The organism is Bradyrhizobium zhanjiangense (assembly GCF_004114935.1).
Classification (GTDB): Bacteria; Pseudomonadota; Alphaproteobacteria; order Rhizobiales; family Xanthobacteraceae; genus Bradyrhizobium; species Bradyrhizobium zhanjiangense.
This window is the reverse complement of record NZ_CP022221.1, coordinates 8,011,099-8,030,355: the sequence shown is the minus strand read 5'-3', so window position 1 is coordinate 8,030,355 and position 19,257 is coordinate 8,011,099. Positions and strand designations below refer to the sequence as shown.

At 64.9% G+C, this 19,257-nt stretch carries 20 protein-coding genes; 8 read left to right on the top strand and 12 right to left on the bottom strand.

Annotated elements, in window-relative coordinates; all coding sequences use genetic code 11:
* Nucleotides 1–167 precede the first annotated feature (167 nt).
* A complete protein-coding gene (locus XH85_RS38355; protein ID WP_128936076.1) occupies nucleotides 168–368 on the top strand; it encodes a hypothetical protein in 201 nt (66 codons plus the stop codon).
* Between the two features lies 1 nt (nucleotide 369).
* Here XH85_RS38355 and XH85_RS38350 read toward each other — a convergent pair whose 3' ends face one another.
* Nucleotides 370–1,686, bottom strand: coding sequence for an ATP-binding protein (locus XH85_RS38350; RefSeq protein WP_128936075.1), 1,317 nt, complete (start codon nucleotides 1,684–1,686; stop codon nucleotides 370–372).
* A 14-nt stretch (nucleotides 1,687–1,700) separates the two neighbouring features.
* Complete coding sequence (locus tag XH85_RS38345; RefSeq protein WP_128936074.1) at nucleotides 1,701–2,441, bottom strand: response regulator; 741 nt, start codon at nucleotides 2,439–2,441, stop codon at nucleotides 1,701–1,703.
* A 180-nt stretch (nucleotides 2,442–2,621) separates the two neighbouring features.
* Between XH85_RS38345 and XH85_RS38340 the strand changes: the two genes are divergently transcribed.
* Both XH85_RS38340 and XH85_RS38335 read left to right on the top strand, forming a co-directional pair.
* Nucleotides 2,622–3,194, top strand: coding sequence for a hypothetical protein (locus tag XH85_RS38340; protein WP_164940567.1), 573 nt, complete (start codon nucleotides 2,622–2,624; stop codon nucleotides 3,192–3,194).
* Between the two features lie 225 nt (nucleotides 3,195–3,419).
* Nucleotides 3,420–3,935: a PRC-barrel domain-containing protein gene (locus XH85_RS38335; protein WP_128936072.1), complete on the top strand. Its 516-nt coding sequence runs from the start codon at nucleotides 3,420–3,422 to the stop codon at nucleotides 3,933–3,935.
* 129 nt (nucleotides 3,936–4,064) lie between these two features.
* Here XH85_RS38335 and XH85_RS38330 read toward each other — a convergent pair whose 3' ends face one another.
* The 8 genes from XH85_RS38330 to XH85_RS38295 form a co-directional block, all read right to left on the bottom strand.
* The gene (locus XH85_RS38330; protein ID WP_128936071.1) at nucleotides 4,065–5,279 is read right to left on the bottom strand and encodes an ABC transporter substrate-binding protein; all 1,215 of its coding nucleotides are present in this window, start codon (nucleotides 5,277–5,279) and stop codon (nucleotides 4,065–4,067) included.
* Between the two features lie 216 nt (nucleotides 5,280–5,495).
* Nucleotides 5,496–6,326: an ABC transporter permease gene (locus tag XH85_RS38325; RefSeq protein WP_164939503.1), complete on the bottom strand. Its 831-nt coding sequence runs from the start codon at nucleotides 6,324–6,326 to the stop codon at nucleotides 5,496–5,498.
* Nucleotides 6,323–7,585, bottom strand: coding sequence for an ABC transporter permease (locus tag XH85_RS38320; RefSeq protein ID WP_128936070.1), 1,263 nt, complete (start codon nucleotides 7,583–7,585; stop codon nucleotides 6,323–6,325). The genes XH85_RS38325 and XH85_RS38320 overlap by 4 nt, the downstream gene beginning before the upstream one ends.
* A 281-nt stretch (nucleotides 7,586–7,866) precedes the next feature.
* A complete protein-coding gene (locus tag XH85_RS38315; RefSeq protein ID WP_128936069.1) occupies nucleotides 7,867–8,925 on the bottom strand; it encodes an ABC transporter substrate-binding protein in 1,059 nt (352 codons plus the stop codon).
* An 84-nt stretch (nucleotides 8,926–9,009) separates the two neighbouring features.
* Nucleotides 9,010–10,119: an ABC transporter ATP-binding protein gene (locus tag XH85_RS38310; RefSeq protein ID WP_128936068.1), complete on the bottom strand. Its 1,110-nt coding sequence runs from the start codon at nucleotides 10,117–10,119 to the stop codon at nucleotides 9,010–9,012.
* 106 nt (nucleotides 10,120–10,225) lie between these two features.
* Nucleotides 10,226–11,794: a DUF4403 family protein gene (locus tag XH85_RS38305; RefSeq protein ID WP_128936067.1), complete on the bottom strand. Its 1,569-nt coding sequence runs from the start codon at nucleotides 11,792–11,794 to the stop codon at nucleotides 10,226–10,228.
* A 141-nt stretch (nucleotides 11,795–11,935) separates the two neighbouring features.
* Entirely contained in the window at nucleotides 11,936–12,574 is a 639-nt protein-coding gene (locus XH85_RS38300; RefSeq protein WP_128936066.1) for a Vgb family protein, read from the bottom strand.
* Between the two features lie 29 nt (nucleotides 12,575–12,603).
* Nucleotides 12,604–13,824, bottom strand: coding sequence for a helix-turn-helix domain-containing protein (locus XH85_RS38295; protein WP_128936065.1), 1,221 nt, complete (start codon nucleotides 13,822–13,824; stop codon nucleotides 12,604–12,606).
* A gap of 150 nt (nucleotides 13,825–13,974) precedes the next feature.
* Here XH85_RS38295 and XH85_RS38290 point away from each other — a divergent pair, with 150 nt between their 5' ends.
* Nucleotides 13,975–14,769 carry a DUF899 domain-containing protein gene (locus XH85_RS38290; RefSeq protein WP_128936064.1) on the top strand — a complete coding sequence of 265 codons (795 nt, stop codon included), beginning with the start codon at nucleotides 13,975–13,977 and terminating at the stop codon, nucleotides 14,767–14,769.
* A complete protein-coding gene (locus tag XH85_RS38285; RefSeq protein WP_128936063.1) occupies nucleotides 14,766–15,047 on the top strand; it encodes a hypothetical protein in 282 nt (93 codons plus the stop codon). Before XH85_RS38290 ends, XH85_RS38285 begins: the two co-directional genes overlap by 4 nt.
* Before the next feature lie 68 nt (nucleotides 15,048–15,115).
* Here XH85_RS38285 and XH85_RS38280 read toward each other — a convergent pair whose 3' ends face one another.
* Both XH85_RS38280 and XH85_RS38275 read right to left on the bottom strand, forming a co-directional pair.
* Nucleotides 15,116–15,532 (bottom strand): c-type cytochrome, encoded by a 417-nt coding sequence (locus XH85_RS38280; RefSeq protein WP_245473666.1) that lies wholly within the window; start codon nucleotides 15,530–15,532, stop codon nucleotides 15,116–15,118.
* A gap of 111 nt (nucleotides 15,533–15,643) precedes the next feature.
* The gene (locus XH85_RS38275; RefSeq protein WP_164940568.1) at nucleotides 15,644–16,360 is read right to left on the bottom strand and encodes a L,D-transpeptidase; all 717 of its coding nucleotides are present in this window, start codon (nucleotides 16,358–16,360) and stop codon (nucleotides 15,644–15,646) included.
* 276 nt (nucleotides 16,361–16,636) lie between these two features.
* Here XH85_RS38275 and XH85_RS38270 point away from each other — a divergent pair, with 276 nt between their 5' ends.
* The 3 genes from XH85_RS38270 (at nucleotide 16,637) to XH85_RS38260 (ending at nucleotide 19,193) form a co-directional block, all read left to right on the top strand.
* Nucleotides 16,637–17,689 (top strand): glycosyltransferase family 4 protein, encoded by a 1,053-nt coding sequence (locus XH85_RS38270; RefSeq protein ID WP_164940569.1) that lies wholly within the window; start codon nucleotides 16,637–16,639, stop codon nucleotides 17,687–17,689.
* Nucleotides 17,690–17,722: 33 nt separating this feature from the next.
* A complete protein-coding gene (locus tag XH85_RS38265) occupies nucleotides 17,723–18,412 on the top strand; it encodes a class I SAM-dependent methyltransferase (protein ID WP_128936059.1) in 690 nt (229 codons plus the stop codon).
* Nucleotides 18,413–18,533: 121 nt separating this feature from the next.
* Nucleotides 18,534–19,193 (top strand): hypothetical protein, encoded by a 660-nt coding sequence (locus XH85_RS38260; protein WP_091879295.1) that lies wholly within the window; start codon nucleotides 18,534–18,536, stop codon nucleotides 19,191–19,193.
* Nucleotides 19,194–19,257: the final 64 nt, after the last annotated feature.

The following is a 19,257-nucleotide window of genomic DNA, read 5'->3' as shown; positions in this document are numbered from 1 at the left end:
TGATGTGGCGAAACGCCGCCTCCGGCGATTTTCGTCGGGCCGTCGCTTTTACGACTCAAACCTAGGTTAGGTTTGCAGTTGGCGGGGCGCCTTACGCGACAGCTGGTCTGGCCATTCGTGTCTCCGCCCAAAAATCGCTCGTCAAAACAGCATGCGGGAGGACGTCCATGACCCCGGCAGACATCGACGACATTCCCACACAGAACCCCTGTGCACAGTGCGGCACGCCAATTCCGTTCCCGGACTGGATCGAGCCGGGCGAAGGCCGCGTTTCCTATCTCTGGACCTGCCACGCCTGCGGCTACCGCTTCGAGGCGGTGGCGATCTTCGAGCGTGAGGCTGTCGAGCACCCGCCGCTCGCGGCTTGAGCTAGGCCGCCAGCCGCGGCTCCTGCCAGATCGGCAATTGCATCCGCACGATCAAGCCATGCGGCTCGCGGTCGTGCAGCGACAGCTCGCCACCATGGGCGAGCGCAATCGCGCGCGCGATCGACAGGCCGAGCCCGAAGCCGGTGGACTCGTCCATGGTCCGCGCATCGTCGCCGCGCACGAACGGCTCCAGCATCTCCTGCTTGCGCGCATCCGAGATGCCGGGGCCGTCGTCCTCGACGTCGATGACGAGTGTCGTGCCCGAGACGCCGAGGCGGATCGTCACCTCGGCGCCGAAGCGCACCGCGTTCTCGACGAGGTTGGTGACGCCGCGATGCAGATCGTCGGGCCGCGCGGCGGCGGTCGCGGACGCCGGCCCGTCATAATGCACGACATGGCCCATGTCGCCGAACTGGTCGGCGACGAGCTGCAGCGTGCTGGCGATGTCGACCAGCGTCACCGCCTCGATCTTGCGGTCGTTGCGCAGCAGCGACAGCACGGATTCCAGCATCGAGCGCATCTGGTCGAGGTCGATCAGCATGCGCTTGCGGTTGCCTTCGTCCTCGATGAATTCGGCGCGCAGTCTCAAGCGTGTGATCGGCGTGCGCAGATCGTGGCTGATCGCGGCCAGCATCCGCGTGCGATCCGACATCAGCCGCGCGATCCGCTCGTGCATGCGGTTGAGCGCGCGCGCGACCGAACGGATCTCCTCCGGGCCGCGCTCGGGCAGCGGCTCGGCGGTGCCGTCCAGGCTGAAATTCTCCGCGGCCTTGGCGAAGGACGACAGCGGCGCGGCCAGCGCACGCGCCGCCCACAGGCCGAGCACGGTGATACAGATGAAGGCGGTCATCAGCGTCACCAGCCATGGTGCGCCCCAGAACCACGGCCGCGGGCCGCCGTCGACGCGGCCGGCGATCACGGTGCCGTCGGGCAATTCGACGGCGACGCGGTGTGCGCGACCCTCGGCGAGCTGCATCACCTTGTAGCCGCGCCCGAGATGACGGCGCATCCCGAACAGGTGGGCGCCGTCGCCTGACTCGATCACCGACCCGGAGGCGAGCATCTCGATGCCGAGCCTGGGGAAGGCGCGTGCGAGGTCGGCGACGAGGCGCGCTCGCTCGCTGGTATCGGCCGCGCCGAGCAGCAGCGCAGCATCGGTCAATTGATGGGCGCCGTCCGGCGGGGCGTCCGGGCGGTCCGGCCGGCTGATCAGGAAGGCGGTGGTGACGACGAGATGCAGCGCGACGGTCGAAGCCAGCACCAGCGCGGCGATCTGCCCGCCGATCCCCTTGAGGTGGAAGAACCCGAACGGCTTCATCGTCGGCGCGCCCTTCAGCTGCTCAGGGGCGCGGTCACCGCTTCCGTCCTCGGCGTGAACAGATAGCCGCCGGAGCGCACCGTCTTGATGATGGTGGGATCGGCCGGATTGGGTTCGATCTTGCGGCGGATGCGGCTGACCAGCACGTCGATGGAGCGTTCGAACGAGCCGGTGTTGCGGCCCTGCGTGAGGTCGAGCAAGCTGTCGCGCGACAGCACGCGGCCGGGCCGCTCGCAGAACGTCCTCAGCAGATCGAATTCGGCACTGGTCACCGCGACGCGCGCGCCTTCCGGATTGCGCAATTCGCGCAGGCGCAGGTCGATACGCCAGCCCTCGAATGCGAGCGTGGAGGCGCCCTCGATCGAGCTCGCCGCCTGCGCTGCGGCCTGGCGGCGCAGCACCGCGTTGATGCGGGCGAGCAGCTCGCGCGGGTTGAACGGTTTCGGCAGATAATCGTCCGCGCCCATCTCGAGGCCGACGATGCGGTCGACGTCCTCGCCGCGCGCGGTCAGCATGATGATCGGCGTCTGCGCCTCCGCGCGCACCTTGCGGCACAGGCTGAGGCCGTCCTCGCCCGGCAGCATGACGTCGAGAATGATCAGGTCGACGCGATGGTCGGCCATGGCGCGCGACATCTCGCGGCCGTCGCTCACGGCGGTGACGTTGCAGGCGTTGTTGCGCAGGTACTTCGCAATCAACGTCCGGCTTTCGCGGTCGTCCTCGACGACCAGGATGTTGGGATTGGGAATGGCCATGCGCTTTGTTTGTCCAAGATTCGGGCCAAATGGCGAAGATTTTTGTTTCGGAGTGTTTCCATCAGCCCCGTCGCAATGCCGGGACATGACCGGGCAGTGGAGCGGCAAGATCTCGTTAAGGCCGTTAACCATACCGTGGTGCCGTTCGCCACGAAACCCCGCAAGATCCACGGAGCCATCATGACCTCGATTTCGGCGGCCTCCGCCAGCAGCTATCAGTCGCCGCTGCAGCGGCTGCAGCAGGAATTGCAATCGCAAGTCTCCGCCGGCACGATCTCGTCGTCGGACCAGTCCGCGCTGTCGACGGCGCTCACCGACATCGACACCGCGCTCCAGCAGAGCCGGTCGAGCGACCAATCGAGCGGCACGCGTCCTTCCAAGGACGAGATGCAGTCGAAGATCGACGACCTCATCTCGAACGAGGTGTCGAGCGGGACGCTGACCTCGGATCAGGCCGAGGAGCTGAAGAGCGTGTTTCAGTCCGCCTTCGCCAATGGTCCGGGCGGGGCGGGTGGCCCCGGTGGGGCAGGCGGACCGCCGCCCGGCCCGCCGCCGGATGATGCTAATTCGGATTCGTCGACGACCGCGGATTCGACCAACAGCACGTCGGCTGACGCAACGACCGCGGAAATCCTCCAGCAATTCCTCCAGGCGCTGCAGCAATCGCAATCGTCGGCGTCGTCCTACGGTGCCAATGGCAGCGCGTCGAGCGGCTCGAGCTTCTCCGCGCTGCTGATCGACTACAAGAGCTGACCTGGCGACGCTGGGTCGGCGCGTTCCCCGCCGCGATCATGCTTCACCCAGGGCGCAAGATCGTCGGCGGGGAACCGTGCGCCGCAACATGTTCCTGGGTGACGCAGGAACGTGCCTTGCCGTCATTTTCGGCTCGCGCATTGCGCGACGAAATTGCCGCCCGCACGGAACCGCGCGTGATCAGCGCTGTTTTCTCCGCACGAGGTTTCTGAAGGAGAGGACAACATGATGAAGACGATTGTTGCCGGCCTCGCCGGCACAGCACTGCTTGCGACCGTGGCGTTCGCGCAAGCGCCGACCGCCACCACCGACAAGGCGCCGACCGCGGCCACCGCCACGACGACGAGCGCGTCCGACCAGTGGCGCGTGTCGAAAATGTCGGGCGTCAAGGTCTATAACGAGGCCAACGAGAACATCGGCTCGATCAACGACCTCTTGATGGACAAGAACGGTAACATCAAGATCGCCGTGATCGGCGTCGGCGGCTTCCTCGGCATGGGCGAGCATCTGGTCGCGGTGCCCTACGAGAAGCTGAAGTTCACCAACGAGGCCATCGCCTACAGCGCCCCAGCCACCAGCCCGCCCGGCCGGCCGGCCTCGACCACGACGACTGGCGCAGCGACCGGAACCGACAAGACCGCGACGACCTCGTCCGCGTCGAAATGGTATCCGGATCATGCCGTGTTCAACGCCAGCAAGGACGAGCTGAAGAACATGCCCGAGTTCAAGTACTCGGAGTAATGCGGCTCGCGTAACTGCCTAGACGAAGCGCGCCCGGTTTTCACTGGGCGCGCTGTCGTGTCTTTTCGTCCCGTCATTGCGAGGAGCTCGCGACAAAATTGCGTAGCTCGCAATGACGACGAGCGCAGTTCAATGCCCCGTCACTATCGGGCAGCCGCCCTTGTCGAGCGGACGGAACGCCTCGTCGCCGGGCACGGTGGCGATCAGCTTGTAAAGGTCCCACTCGCCCTTGGATTCCTCGGGCTTCTTGACCTCGAACAGATACATGTCGTGGACCATGCGGCCGTCGATGCGGATCTTGCCGTTCCTGGCGAAGAAGTCGTTGATAGGTGTCTTGCGCATCTCTTCCATCACCTTCGGCGCCTCGTCGGTCTTGATGGCGTCGATCGCCTTCAGATAGTGCATGGTCGCCGAATAGAGGCCGGCCTGGATCATGGTCGGCATATGCCCGACCTTCTCGTTGAAGCGCTTCGAAAAGGCCCGCGTCTCCTCGTTCATGTCCCAGTAGAAGGCGTCGGTGACGATCAGGCCTTGCGTCGCCTTGATGCCGAGCGAATGCGTGTCGGTGATCTCCTGCAGCAGCGCGATCATCTTCTGGCCGCCCTGGGTCAGGCCGAACTCGGAAGCCTGCTTCAACGCATTGGTGGTGTCGCCGCCGGCATTCGCCAGCGCGACCACCTTAGCCTTGGAGGCCTGGGCCTGGAGCAGGAAGGAGGAGAAGTCCGACGAGTTGAGCGGATGGCGAACCTCGCCGAGCACCTTGCCGCCGCTCTCCTTGACCACGTTGGCGGCGTCGCGCTGGAGCGCCATGCCGAAAGCGTAGTCGGCGGTGACGAAGAACCAGCTGTCCTCGCCGCGCTTGACCATCGCCCTGCCGGCGACGTTCGACAGCGCATAGGTGTCGTAGGTCCAGTGCACCGTGTTGGGCGAGCAGGCGGTGCCGGTGATGTCGGACGAGCCTCCGCCGGAATTGATGTTGATTCTGTTCTTCTCGCGCGTCAGCGCCGAGACCGGCAGCGCCACCGAGGAGGTCGGAACGTCGAAGATCGCGTCGACTTTGTCGTTGTCGTACCAGTTGCGGGCGATGTTGACGCCGACATCGGACTTGTTCTGGTGATCGGCGGCGACGACCGCGACCGGCTTGCCCGCGACCTTGCCGCCGTAGTCGGCGACCGCCATCTCGACGGCGGCGAGCGAGCCCTTGCCGGTCGCGTCCGCATAGAGGCTCGACATGTCCGTGAGCACGCCGATTTTGACGATGTCGTCGGAAATCTGCGCCTGCGCGGCGCCGGATGTTGCGGCCAGAGCTAGGCCAGCTGCGATCGCGACACTGAGTTTTTGCATGTTGTTTCTCCCTGTGTGTTGTTGTTTGGGTTTTGTTGCGGGATGAGTTTTAACGGCTATCTGCAGGCGCAGCTAAGCGATCCGCGCCATAGCAGAATGCAAAAAAGAAAGGGCGGGTGGTGTTCCCGGGAGGAGGAATATCGCAACGTCACGATGGCGCATTGCTGCTCCCCTTGCGGGAGAGGGCAACGACGCTCGCGGGAAAACGAACGTCGCCTAGGCGGTGCTGCCCTTGAGCCGTTCGTTCCGTCGGCGCAAGCCTTCCATGGTTGCAAGCAGGATGATCGATACCGTCGTCAGCATCACCGCCGCGGCCGTGATCGTCGGGCTGATGTTCTCGCGGATGCCGGCGAACATCTCGCGCGGCAGGGTGCGCTGCTCGGGACCTGCCATGAACAGCACGATCACCACCTCATCGAAGCTGGTCGCGAAGGCGAACAGCGCACCCGACGCGAGGCCGGGCAGGATCAGCGGCAGGATCACGCGGCGAAACGCGTAGAGTGGCGAGGCGCCGAGTGAGGCGGCGGCGCGCGCCAGATTGGTGTCGAAGCTTTGCAGCGTCGCGCCGACCGTGATCACCACAAAGGGCGTCGCCAGCGCGGTGTGGGCCAGGATCAAGCCGAGATAGCTGCCGGTCAGTCCGATCGGGGCGAAGAAGAAATACAGACCGACCGCGGTGATGACGCCGGGCACGACGACCGGCGACAGCACGAAGGCCAGCACGAGCGGTTTGAACCGGCTCTTCCACTGCGCCAGCCCCAGCGCGGCCAATGTGCCGAGCACCATGGACAGCAGGGTCGAGGCGACGCCTATGATCATGCTGTTCTTCAGCGAATTCATCCAGCGCGGCGAATTGATGAAATCATCGTACCAGCGCAAGGAGAGGCCGGGCAGCGGATAGGTCAAGTACGAGCCGGAGCTGAAGGACAGCGGCATGATCGCCAGGATTGGCGCGATCAGGAAGATGAACACCAGCGTGGAGATGACGATGGTTGCAGTCCACGCGGCACGCTGGCTGGGCGTGCGGAGGGAACGATCATCGCTCAATTCTTCATCCCTCCCGTGACCTGCTGTCCCTGCACCAGTTTTCCGTAGAGGAGAGCGAGCAGTAGAGTGGCGAGCAGCAGCACCGCACCCAACGCCGAGGCAAGGCCCCAGTTGGCCGTCTCGGTCGTGTAGAGCGCGATGAAGTAGCTGATCATTTGATCGGCGGCGCCGCCGACGAGTGCCGGCGTGATGTAGTAGCCGAGCGCCAGGATGAAGACGAGCAGGCTTCCGGCACCGATACCGGGCAGCGTTTGCGGCAGGTAGATCCGCAGGAAGGCGGTGACCGGCGGCGCACCGAGCGAGGCTGCGGCACGCATGTAAGCTGGCGAGATCGCCTTCATGCTGCTGTAGAGCGGCAGGATCATGAACGGCAGGAGAACGTGGGTCATCGCCACGCAGACACCGAAGCGGTTGTAGATCAGGCGCAACGGCTCGTCGATGATGCCAAGCCAGTGCAGGCTGTCATTCACGACGCCCTTGCTCTGCAACAGTACGATCCAGGCGCAGGTGCGGACCAGAAGCGACGTCCAGAACGGCAGCAGGACGAAGATCATCAGCAGGTTCGACCGGCCGGGCGGCAGCGTCGCCAGCAGGTAGGCGACCGGGAAGCCGAGGATCAGGCAGAGTGCCGTGACGCTGAGACTGATCACGAAGGTACGGGTGAATACGTTGCGGTAAATGGCCTGATCCGGCGGGGCCGCGACGATCGCGCCGTCCATGTTCCGGGTGAGGTCGAGCGCCGCCAGCAGGTAGAAGCTGGTCAATGGGCCACTGGCGTCCTTGATCGTCGTCCAGGTGGCGCGTTCGCGCCAGGCCGGATTGATCTTGCCCAGCGTCTCCTTGGCCGTCCCTCGCTCCGGCACCGCCTTCAGATTGCGTGCCGTGCTGGTCAGGATGGTGCGGAAGCCGTTCAGTGCGTAGTTCAGCCGCTTGGCCGCAATGGCCATGGTGCCGGAGGCGCGCGCCGCCAGGATATCGCTTGCCAGCGCAGCAAAGGCCTTTTCGTCCGGCAGGTCCTTGCCATCCCAGTCGGCGAGAGCAGCTGCGGTTTGGGGCAGGATCTGGCGTACCTCCCGATCGTCGACCGAGCGCCACAGCATGCCGGCGATCGGGCCTGCGAAGGTGAAGAGCAGAAACAAAAGAAGCGGCAGAACCAGTGCCAATGCCTTGACCTGGCGCGCCCGCTCTGCACGTCTCAATCGGCGCTTGAGGGGCACCTCGGTCTGGGCATCTGCGCCGATCGCGGGTGTTGCTGTCATGCTGCGAGCCTCTTTGACTGCACATCCTTCGCCACTTCAGGCCGGGCAATCGCATGTGGCCTTGTCGATCGGCCTGAGAAGCGCCTCGTCCTTCGAGACGACCGCTTCGCGGTCTCCTCGGGATGAGGCTCATCGACATCGGCGCCTGCTGTGACACTGCTGCTGCACACTCCGTCCTCATCCTGAGGGCCCGCCGTAGGCGGGCGTCTCGAAGGATACGTCACGGGCACGTTGTCCGCGACGCACCCTCTACCTGCGCCGCACGCCGGTTCGACAGCACGCTATTTTGCTGCCCATTTGTTGAAGCGCTCGGTCAAGCGGTCGATGTTCTCGAGCCAGAAGCCAACGTTGATCTCGACCGCGTTCTTGATGTTATCAGGTGCTGTCGGCAGGTCCTTCAGAACGGCGGGCTGCAGCCGGGCGGCTGCGTCCTTGTTCGAGGTGCCATAAGCGATGTTCTCCGATAGCTTGGACTGGTTCTCCGCCTTGCCGACGAAGTCCAGGAACTTGTAGGCCGCGTCCTTGTTCGGGCTCCCCTTCAGGATGACCCAACTGTCGAGGGTGAACAGCGCTCCATCCCACACCATGCCAAAGTTCTTCTTCTCGTTCTTGTTCGCGGTGTCGATGCGGCCGTTGTAGACCGAGGTCATCGCCACCTCGCCGGAAGCGAGCAATTGCGGCGGCTGGGCGCCGGCCTTCCACCAGACGATGTCGCCCTTGATGGTGTCCAGCTTCTTGAAGGCGCGATCGATGCCCTCGTCGGTCGCTAGCACTTTGTAGACGTCCTTCGGTGCGACGCCGTCAGCCATGAGAGCGATCTCCAGCGTGGTCTTCGGGCCCTGACGCAGGCCGCGCTTGCCCGGAATCTTCTTGGTGTCGAAGAAGTCGGCCCAGCCGCCCGGGGCCTGCTTCAGCTTGTCCTTGTCGTAGCCGAGAACGAAATCGTAGAGGATGGCGCCGACACCGCAGGGATTGACTGACGGCGGGATATAGGCGGCCTCGCCGCCGATTTTGGAATAGTCCATCTTCTCGAACAGGCCCTCCTCGCAGCCGACCGCGAGTTCGTCGCTCTCGACCTGGACGACGTCCCAGGTTGCGGCGCCACCCTGCACCTTGGCGCGCAGCACCCCGACGCCGCCGTCCCAGGACTCGTCGTTCATCGGAACTCCGGCCGCCTTCTTGAACGGCTCGAAATAGACCTTCTTCTGGGCATCCTGATACGCCCCGCCCCACGACACGACGGTGAGGTCACGCGCCTGCGCGACCGTGGCCAGCGCAGCGCTGGCGGTGAACGCCGCGGCGAAACCCAGAGCAATCTTGCCAATGTTGCGCTTCAGCATGGTCCTTGTTCCTTCTTCATGTGCGTTGCGTTGAGGTTGATCGATGCCGGTCTGCTTGCGCCAAAGACATGCTGCAGGATTGGATCACACGGGATCAAGCGCCAGGCAGTCCTCGGGGCGGAAGGTGATGAACACGCTGTCGCCATGTCTCAGGCTGTCATATGCCCCCGGCTGAAGCTTGACCATGAACTCCCCGTTGCCGGCGACGTCGAGCACGGCAAGCGCGTGGTCGCCGAGATAGATGGTGTTCTGCACCTTGGCCGGCAGGCGGTTCGGTCCCTCGCTGGAGGTGCCATCCGGGACAATGGCGATCCGCTCCGGCCGCACCGACAGGGAGGTCGATGCGCCGCCGCCTGATACGTTGACCGCCCGCGCGGTCACGGCACCGCCACCAGCCAGCGCGACGCGGCAATAATCGTTGTCGACCGTTTCGACGGTGCCGGCCAGCACATTGTTCTCGCCGATGAAGTGGGCGACGAAGCTGTTCACCGGATGCTCATACAGCGCGTCGGGTTTGTCGATCTGCTGCACGATGCCGTCATTGAACACGGCGATGCGGTCCGACATGGTGAGCGCTTCACTCTGATCGTGGGTGACGTAGACGACGGTGATGCCCATCGTCTCGTGCAGTTGCTTGATCTCCAGTTGCATCTGCTCCCGCAGGCGCTTGTCCAGGGCGCCCAAGGGCTCGTCCATCAGCACGAGTTGCGGGTTGAAGACCAGCGCGCGCGCCAGCGCGACGCGCTGCTGCTGACCGCCGGACAGCTGCCCGGGCCGCCGGTGCGCCAGGGCTTCCATCTTGATCATGCGCAACGCCGCCCTCACGCGCTCCTGCGCTTCCGCCTTGTTGATTTTGCGAACGGATAGCGGGAAGGCGATATTCTCGGCGATCGTCAGATGCGGAAACAAGGCATAGTTCTGGAACACCATGCCAATGTCGCGCCTATGTGGCGGCACGTTCTTGATCGGCCGGCCACCGAGGTAGATCTCGCCATGGGTCGGAACCTCGAAGCCAGCCAGCATCATCAGCGTGGTCGTCTTGCCCGAGCCCGACGGGCCGAGCAGGGTGATGAACTCGCCCTTCCTGATTTCGAGGTCGAGGTTCTTCACCACGAGGTGCTCACCATCGTAGGCCTTCTGAATGCCGGAAAAGCGCACCAGTGCCGGCGCAGGTGTGACCATGCCGGCTTCCATGTCGTCCTCGCGTTGTCCCCTACAGTGCCGAGATTAGCATCCTCCGACGAGAATGCCAGCGGTGCAAGCGACGAAGGCGCGCACGAAGCCGGTGAGTGAAAGCGCGCTACATCCCCGACAGCTTCGTCACATAGACGTTCAGCGAGCCGCCGGCTTCGGCGACCACGCGCAGGGTCTTGGAATCGAAGGCGATGTCGGCAAGCGTCAGGCTGTCGATCTTGGCTTCGACCTTGAGGCCGTCCTCGCTCTTCTGGTAGTCGGCGATCGCGGCGGCAATCTTCTCGCGGGCATTGGCGGCGATCGGCTTCAGGTCGAGCGTTGCCTTCTGCAGCAGGGCCTGCTGCATGTGCGGCACCACGGCGCGCGCCGCTGCGCCTAACAGGCCGAACGCGGCCTCGGATTCCACAGCAAGCTGGATGTCGGCGAGCCGCAGCGTCTGCTGCGCCTGGTCGAGCATCGGCCGGCCCCAGATGTGCACGGTCGCCTCGGCGCCGAGGCCGAACCAGCTTTTCTTCTCCTTGGCGCGCACCAGCAGCGAGATCAGCAGGCGGTCACCCGAGGGTATCACGTTGACGGTCTTGACGGTGACGTCGACCGGACCGGAGCCGTCCTCGGGATAGGTATGGCCGACCATCTGCGCCGCGATCAGCTTGTTGATCTCGGTGAAGGGCACGTCAATCGGCACGCCGATGTTCACGCCGGTGCCGGTCGGCGGCACGATCGAGATCTTGTCGGGAAACGGACACTCCGGCTTGGTCGGGGCCGAGGTCACGCGTGTCTCGGCCTCGAGGCCGAGGAGCAGCGTCACCGCTTGCGCATCGACCCGCGGTTGCGCCGCGATCGCACGCACCGGCTTCATCTCGAGCCAGAGCGGCGGCAGTGTGGCCGATGAACTCGAGCCTTGCAGAGGGATCGAGCGGCACGCCTTGGCCCATTGCACCCTGGCGTTCTCCCGCAGCGAAGGATCGTTGCGGATGCGTTCGGAGACGGCGTTGATCTGCTCGCCGACATTCTTGTCGATCAGCGGCTTCACCTGCGCCGGCACGTTGACCTTGGCGCCGGAGACGTTGAGGTTGGTATCGCCGAGATTGACCTGAGCGCCGAGATTGGGCTCGAGATGCCAGTTCGCCGCGAGCTTCGGCCGCGAGGTGACGACGACGTTGCCCTTGATCTCGGCGCTGGCATTCAGGTTCTTGATGTTGACGGCGCCGATCCGTTTCGCCGCATCACCGCCGAGCACGCTGCCGAGTGCGTCGCCAAGGGCGCCTGTGGCTTTCGAGGACAGCGAGCCCGTCACGTTGAGCTTGCCGGTGAGCGGCGTCGACAGCGTCAGCACGTCCTTGTCGCCGTTCGCCGCCATCGGACCGCGGGCTGCGGACCAGCCGATGTCGGCGTTCTCCAGGATCTGCGAGATCGGGTTGTCGGCCTTCCCTGCGAAATTGCGCGGCGAGGCCTTCTCCGCCTGCTCGCGGATCGCCGACAGCGCGATCGCGACCGGCGCGATCACGATCGAGCTCTTCGAGACCGGCGGCAGCGGCGGCAGTTGCGCGACCGGCGGCGCCGAATTGGTCGGCTGCGGCGACAGCAAATCCATCGCCTTCAGGCTGATGAAGAACGACGCCGCGAGCACCACGACGGCGATCAGGATAGTCTTCAAGTTCAGCGTCAGTCCCATCAATCCCCCAGGCCGCCCCGAGCAGAAGTCTATAGGGCAGGCGAGAAGGGCGCTAGAGCGCAAGGATGGGGTGGAATTGGGGCGAACAGGTTAACAGATGCGAAACCGTCGTTGCCGCGCATTCAAACCGTGATCGCGAGGCTAGCTGCGCCGGGGACGGCGGACCGCTCTCACATTGCCGCGACCACCGCCGCCGCAGAAGAAGCGTTCGCCGCCATCGGACTCCAAACCCGAAACCATCGTCCCGGCGGGCAGGTCGAGCTGCTCGAGCACCTTGCCCGTATCTGGGTCGATCCGCCGCACGTCGCTCTCTTCGTTCTCCCAGGTGCCATGCCAGAGCTCGCCATCGACCCAGGTCACGCCGGTGACGAAGCGCTTGCTCTCGATGGTGCGGAGGACCTTGCCTGTTTCGGGATCGACCTGATGGATCTTGCGCTCGCGATATTGCCCGACCCAGAGCGAGCCTTCGGCCCAGGCCAATCCGGAATCGCCGCCAGCGCCCGGTGAAGGGATCGTGCTGAGCACCTTGCCGGTGGCGGCGTCGATCTTCTGGATGCGATCCTCGGCGATCTGGAACAGATGCCGGCCGTCGAACGCCGTGCCCGCATGCGCAGCGACATCGATGGAGCGCGCGATCTTGCCGTCGGCCGGATCGACCGCGTTCAGCTTGTCGCCGGATGCGAACCAGACATGCGTGCCGTCATAGGTGACGCCATGCACGGCTTCGACGCCCGCGAAAGGCCCATACTCCTTGATGATCTCGGCGGCTGAACGCTTCATGTGCTCGATCCCTGTGATGTGACCTCACCTTACGTCTTCAGGAGCGGCGTGGGGAGTAACAAGCCTGTCGGGAAACCCGGGACGGGCGGGGTCATCCAGCGCCGCGCCCTTCCGTGTCCGAAGGATTGCACCTTGTGCGATCGCGCGAGCTCTTCGAGTGCGCGCTGCACGGTGCGCGCGCTCGTTCCAAGCGCCAGCGCGAGCGCCGAGCTCGACCAGGGTTCGCCGTCGGAAAGGAAGGCGAGCACCGCGGCGTGCTTCTCCTCGACCGGCCGCGCCAGCACAAGAACCTGTCGCGTCTTGCGCGGTGTCAGTGCAAAGCCGTGCTTGGTCGCGCTCACATCGGCAAGAGGCTTGAGCTTCGCGCGGAGCCGCCCGATCTCGACCCGCAGCCGGGCACGATGCGATTCATCGACGTGCTTCGCCTGAAATGCCGCGGTCATCAGTGCCTCTCGGGACACGTCCGCGGGCCACGCCTGTGCCAGGGGGCGGGCGAGCGCGAACAGCACCGGCCGGGTCCCGAGTGACACGACGATCCCTCCCTTGCGAATGGTGTGATGGAACGTGTCCACGACGAGCGCTTGGGATGCCGCCAGCGCTTCGATCTGTCCAAGCAACAGCGGATGCTCCTTGCCGCGCTCGATCAGGCGCGCCGCGGGCGTATCGAGCACGAGCTTCGCACTTTCGACTTCGGCCGTGAGCGCTGGAATCCCGGCTAATCGCGCCGCGTCGGCAGCGCGGTCGAGTGCCGCGCGCGCATCCTTGGTCTTGAGCCGCCTGATTGCGATGCCGGCGACCACGAGTTCGCGGATGACCAGAGATGCAGGCGGGAGTGGTGATGCGCCGAGCTCCGCCAGCGTGCGCTCGGCCTCGTCGAGGCGCCCGACCAGAAGAAGGCGACGGGCCTCGATGTGACCGGCATGGGCGGCATTGCCGAGATCGCCATGCTTTGCGAGTGTCGCCCGCGCGGCCGCGAGCGTTTTCACCGGCCAATTCAGGTCGCGCGAGACGAGCGCGATCTCGGCCTCGGCCACGATGCACCTTGCGCGCGCCACCGCCTCTCTCGGACCGAAAGCACGTGCGGCGCTCCGCAGCAGCGTCTTGGCCTTGGCGAGATCGCCGAGCTGCGCCATCGCGATGCCGCGCAGCGCCAGCGACGGTGCATCATTACGCAGCGCAACGCGGTTCAGCGCACCGAGCGGATCGCCCGCTTCGAGCGCGCGCGCCGCGGCCGTGATCAGCGACTCCATGCAAATCCCGCCACACTTGTTACTCCCACCGCGCAACCGTCCGGTGCCAGAAACAGTTTACGACCGACGATGTGCGGTGAGGGGCGAACTGTTCCGCGTCTGTCACAACGCGACGCGGAATGATCGCCCAGGCAAGAGGTTTGGAGAGCCATGATGACATCAGTTGAAAACGCAGGGAATAACGGACATTCCGCCATGCAAACACCGCCAGTGGTATCGCCGCAGGACTGGGAGGCAGCTCGTCTGCAACTGCTCGTGAAGGAAAAGGCGCATACCCGTGCCCGCGATGCCCTGGCCGCCGAGCGGCGGCGCATGCCGTGGATGGCAGTGGACAAAACCTATGCGTTCGAGGGCCCCGGCGGCAAGGTCAGTCTGGTCGACCTATTCCAGGGCCGGCGGCAATTGATCGTCTACCGGGCCTTCTTCGAGCCGGGGGTGTTCGGCTGGCCCGATCATGCCTGCCGGGGTTGCTCCATGGTCGCCGACCAGGTCGCCCATGTCGCGCACCTCAATGCCCGCGACACCACCCTCGTCTTCGCATCGCGCGCGCCGCAGGCCGATATCGCGCGGCTCAAGAAGCGGATGGGCTGGACCATGCCCTGGGTCACCATCACCGACAGCTTCGATGCCGATTTCGGCGTCGACGAATGGCACGGGACCAACGTGTTCTACCGTGACGGCGACCGTGTCTTCCGCACCTATTTCGTCAAGAGCCGGGGCGACGAGCAGATGGGCGGTACCTGGAACTATCTCGACATCACGCCGCTCGGCCGGCAGGAGGTCTGGGAGGATTCGCCGAAGGGCTATCCGCAGACGCCGACCTACAAATGGTGGAATTGGCATGACAGCTACACCGAAGGCGCGGCGCCCGACAAGAAATGGGTCGAGATCTCGGACGCCGGCGAGAAAGCATTTCGCGAGGAGGCCGCGGGAGAAAGGAAATGACCTCTCCCGTCAGCGCGGCCGCCAGCGTCAACCGCGACCGCGTCGCGGCCGCGCGTCACCTCGCCAGATGGCTGGGGCTGGCGGCCACGCCGACCTTCGCGATCATGGCCCTGCTGACCGCCGTGTTCGGCGGCGGTCCGGCGGACATGCTCTGCTCCGCCGGACATGGATCCGTGCTCGCCGGCATGGTGCCGATGTATCTGTTGATGAGCGCGTTTCATTCCGCGGCGTGGCTGCGGTTGATTGCGGAGCGAAGGCGCGGGGGCGAGCCATCCTGAAGGCGCCGGCCAACGGCGAGCGTCTCGAAGGATGCGCCACACCAAAATGGCGCGGTGTGTCCGGCCTCTTATTGCGAGCCGCCCGCCGCCTGCAGATAGGCAACCACCTTGGCCGCTTCCTCCGCCGAGATGCCGCCATAGGGCTGCATCTTGTGGCCGGACACGACCTCGTCCGGCTTGACCATGAAGCGGGTGAGCTTGTCCTGGTCCCAGACGAAGCCGGCTTCCTTCATTGACGACGAGTAATTGTAGTTCGGCAGCGAGCCGGCCTTGCGTCCGACGATCTTGTAGAGGTTGGGACCGAGGCGATTGTCGCCTTCTTTCACGGAGTGGCAGGTGCGGCAGGAATTGTTGAAGGCCTGCTGGGCTTCGTCGCTCGCCGGCTGCTGCGCGAACGAGAGGAGTGGTGACAAGAGCAGCGCCAGCGCCACGGTGCTGATCGCGCGCAGCCAGGCGCTTGACGAACGTTGCAGGCGTGCTCGCATCTGCGCCTCCATCGGGGATCGCGCCGCAGCAAGCGCGCTTCGGGATGTCGAGGGCAAACGAAAACGGCCCCGGTGGGTTCCGGGGCCGTTTGCGTCACAATGTCCTGTCGCTCAGCGCGTCGCAGCTCCGAGTTCCGCTCGCCGCTCCGTCATCGGCAGCACGATCACCTTGGTGCCGACGTTGACGCGGGCGTAGAGGTCGGTGACGTCGTCGTTGGTCATGCGGATGCAGCCGGAGGAGACGTGCTTGCCGATGGTCTCGGGCGCGTTGGTGCCGTGGATGCGGTAGATGGTGCCGCCGAGATACATCGCGCGGGCGCCGAGCGGGTTGCCGGGGCCGCCGGCCATGTGGCGCGGCAGATAGGGCTGGCGGGCGATCATCTCCGGCGGCGGGGTCCAATCCGGCCACTCGGCCTTCTTGCTCACCGACTGGATGCCGGACCAGGTGAAGCCGTCGCGGCCGACGCCGATGCCGTAGCGCAGCGCCTGGCCGTTGCCGAGCACGTAATAGAGATAGGTGTTGGGCGTATCGATGATGATGGTGCCCGGCGCCTCGCGCGTTGAGTAGGAGACCGTCTGGCGGCGGAAGCGGGCCGGCATCTCGACGGTGTCCTGATCTTCCGACGGCGCGGCCTGAGAGGGCGCCGCCTGGTAGGGCTGATAGGGCTGAAGCGGCTGCGGCGCGGTCATCGGCGGCAGCGGCTGGAAGAAGGGGAAGAGCTGCACCGGCGCGGCGTTGGCTGCACCTGCGAACGCGAATGCGGAGATCGCCACTGCGCCAAAAGCAACGGCGCGCGAATAATTCTTGAACCTGTCCAGATTGAACATTTTGATCGCCCCTGTTTGCTCGGTGTTTTTGCTCACCGCGGCACCGTTTCGGTGCTCCGTTGGGTAGATCACTTAACGACAAAACGTTTCGGGACATTTGCGCGGAAAACCGAAAACGGTTTCACGGCGACAAGGATTGTTTCATGACAGTTTCGTGGCCGCGCGGACCCGTTAACGAACAAAACAGTGGGCCGACACTTCTGTGACGTCATACGCCTGAAATATCCTTCGTTGATGGTCGGAAACCGAGAATCATCAAACTCTCGGGATTTCCCCATGCGGGTATTAATCGCGACCGACGCCTGGCATCCGCAGGTCAACGGTGTGGTACGGACGCTGACCTCGCTGGCGAACGCGGCCAAGGCTCTCGATGTCGAGATCGACTTCCTGACCCCGGACGGCTTTCCGTCATGGCCGCTGCCGACCTATCCAGGCCTGCGCATCGCGCTGCCTACGGGTAAGGAGATCGCGCGGCGGATCGAGAAGGCCGCGCCGGAAGCGCTGCACATTGCGACCGAAGGCCCGATCGGCTGGGCCGCACGGGCCTATTGCCGGCGCAACCGGCTCGCCTTCACCACCTCCTATACGACGCGCTTTCCCGAATATGTCTCGGTGCGGACCGGCATCCCCGCGAGCATCGGTTATGCCGTGCTGCGCCACTTCCACGATGCCGCCGCCATGACCATGGTGGCGACGCCCTCGCTGCGGCAGGAGCTGTCCGAACGCGGCTTCAAGCGCCTGGGCTTCTGGACGCGCGGCGTCAACACCGAGCTGTTCCATCCCGACAGCCCGGCAGCTCTCGACCTGCCGCGCCCGATCTTCATGACGATGGGGCGCGTGGCGGTGGAGAAGAATCTCGAAGCCTTCCTTTCGCTCGACCTGCCCGGCACCAAGGTCGTTGTCGGCGACGGCCCGCAGAAGGCCGCGCTCGAAAAGAAATATCCCGGCGCCGTCTTCCTCGGCGAGAAGAAGGGGGCGGATCTCACCGCGCATCTCGCCGCGGCCGACGTCTTCGTGTTTCCGAGCCTGACTGACACTTTCGGCGTGGTGCAACTGGAGGCGCTCGCCTGCGGCACGCCGGTTGCGGCCTTTCCGGTGACGGGCCCGAAGGACGTCATCGCCGATCATCCGATCGGCGCGATCGACCACAATCTGCGCTCTGCGTGCCTGCGCGCGCTCACCATGTCGCGCGAGACCTGCCGCAACTTCGCGCTGGAGCGCTCCTGGGAGAACAGCGCGCGGCAGTTCGTCGGCAATCTCACCTCACTTCAGCCCAGTCGCGTCTTGCGCGCCTCGCCTCGCATGGCGCGGCGACCGGTGCGCGGTTGATCGTCCATTTGAACCACAGCGAGAACCTCACCGATGGCTAAGATCATGAACCTTGACGGCACCCAGCAGCTCGACCTCACCCGCGGCACGGTCGAGCAGGCCTATGACCGTTGGGCGCCGGTCTACGACCTCGTGTTCGGCGGCGTGTTCGCCAAGGGCCGGCAGGCCGCGATTGCGGCCACCAACAAGATCGGCGGCCAGGTGCTCGAGGTCGGCGTCGGCACCGGCATCTCGCTGCCGCTCTACGCGCCGAACCTGCGCATCTTCGGCACCGACATTTCCGAAGCGATGCTGGACAAGGCGCGGCGCCGCGTGAAAGAGCAGAAGCTGAAGAACGTCGAGGGCCTCGCGGTGATGGACGCCGAGAAGCTCGAATTCCCCGACAATTCCTTCGACGTGGTGATGGCGCAATATGTCGTCACCGCCGTGCCGAACCCGGAGAAGGCGCTCGACGAATTCGCCCGCGTGCTGCGCCCGGGCGGCGAGCTGATCATCCTCACCCGCGTCAGCGCCGACACCGGCATGCGTCGCTTCATCGAGCAGAAGCTCCAGCCGGTGGTGCGTCCGCTCGGCTTCCGCACCGCCGAGTTCGCCTGGTCGCGCTATGCGAAGTGGCTGGCCGGCGCCCACGGCATCGAGCTCGCCGAGCGCCGTCTGATCCCGCCGCTCGGGCACTTCTCGCTGGTACGCTTCCGCAAGGTCGAGGTCGCCAAGGCGGCGTGAGCTTACGCGACCGCGTGCGTCATCGCGCCACTGCACATCGTCACATGACAAAATGATGATGTCACACGGCGTACATCGAATCCCTTTAAATCCCGTACCCGAAAGCATTTTGGGGAAGAGCATGATCAAGAATTATCTCGAGCAACTGCGCATCCAGCGCTGGGACGACCATCGCTACTATCACCACAGCCGCATCAATCAGAGCCTGCACTTCGTCAGCGCGCTGAGCTTTCTCTTTGCCTATGTCTGGCTGTTCATCGATCCCGTGGTCTCCGGGCTGGTCGGCTGGCTGGTCTCGATGACCTCGCGCCAGGCTGGTCACTTCTTCTTCGAGCCGCATGATTACGACCACATCAACCAGGCGACGCACGAGTACAAGGAAGAGATCAAGGTCGGCTACAACCTTCAGCGCAAGGTGGTGCTGATGGCGATCTGGGCGCTCTCGCCGCTGGTGCTGGTCGCCGATCCCACGCTGTTCGGCCTGTTTACACCTTGGGCGAGCGCGACCGATTTCATGCGGCAGGTCGCCAAGATCTGGCTCGTGGTCGGCGGCGGCGGCCTCTTGTTCCGCACCGTGCACCTGTTCTTCATCCGCGACGTCGAGACCGGCCTCGTCTGGATGACCAAGATCCTGACCGACCCCTTCCACGATCTGATGCTCTATCACAAAGCCCCGCTGGCGCTGATGCGCGGCGAGCTGATGGACCCCGGCCTGCACCTCAACCCCGAGCACACGCTGGGCCTCATCGGCGAGCCCACGCTCGAAGAGCAGCACGCCTGAGCGCGCTGCGCATATCCAATACTGCGATGTCGATTGGTTGCGTCATGCCCGGGCTCGTCCCGGG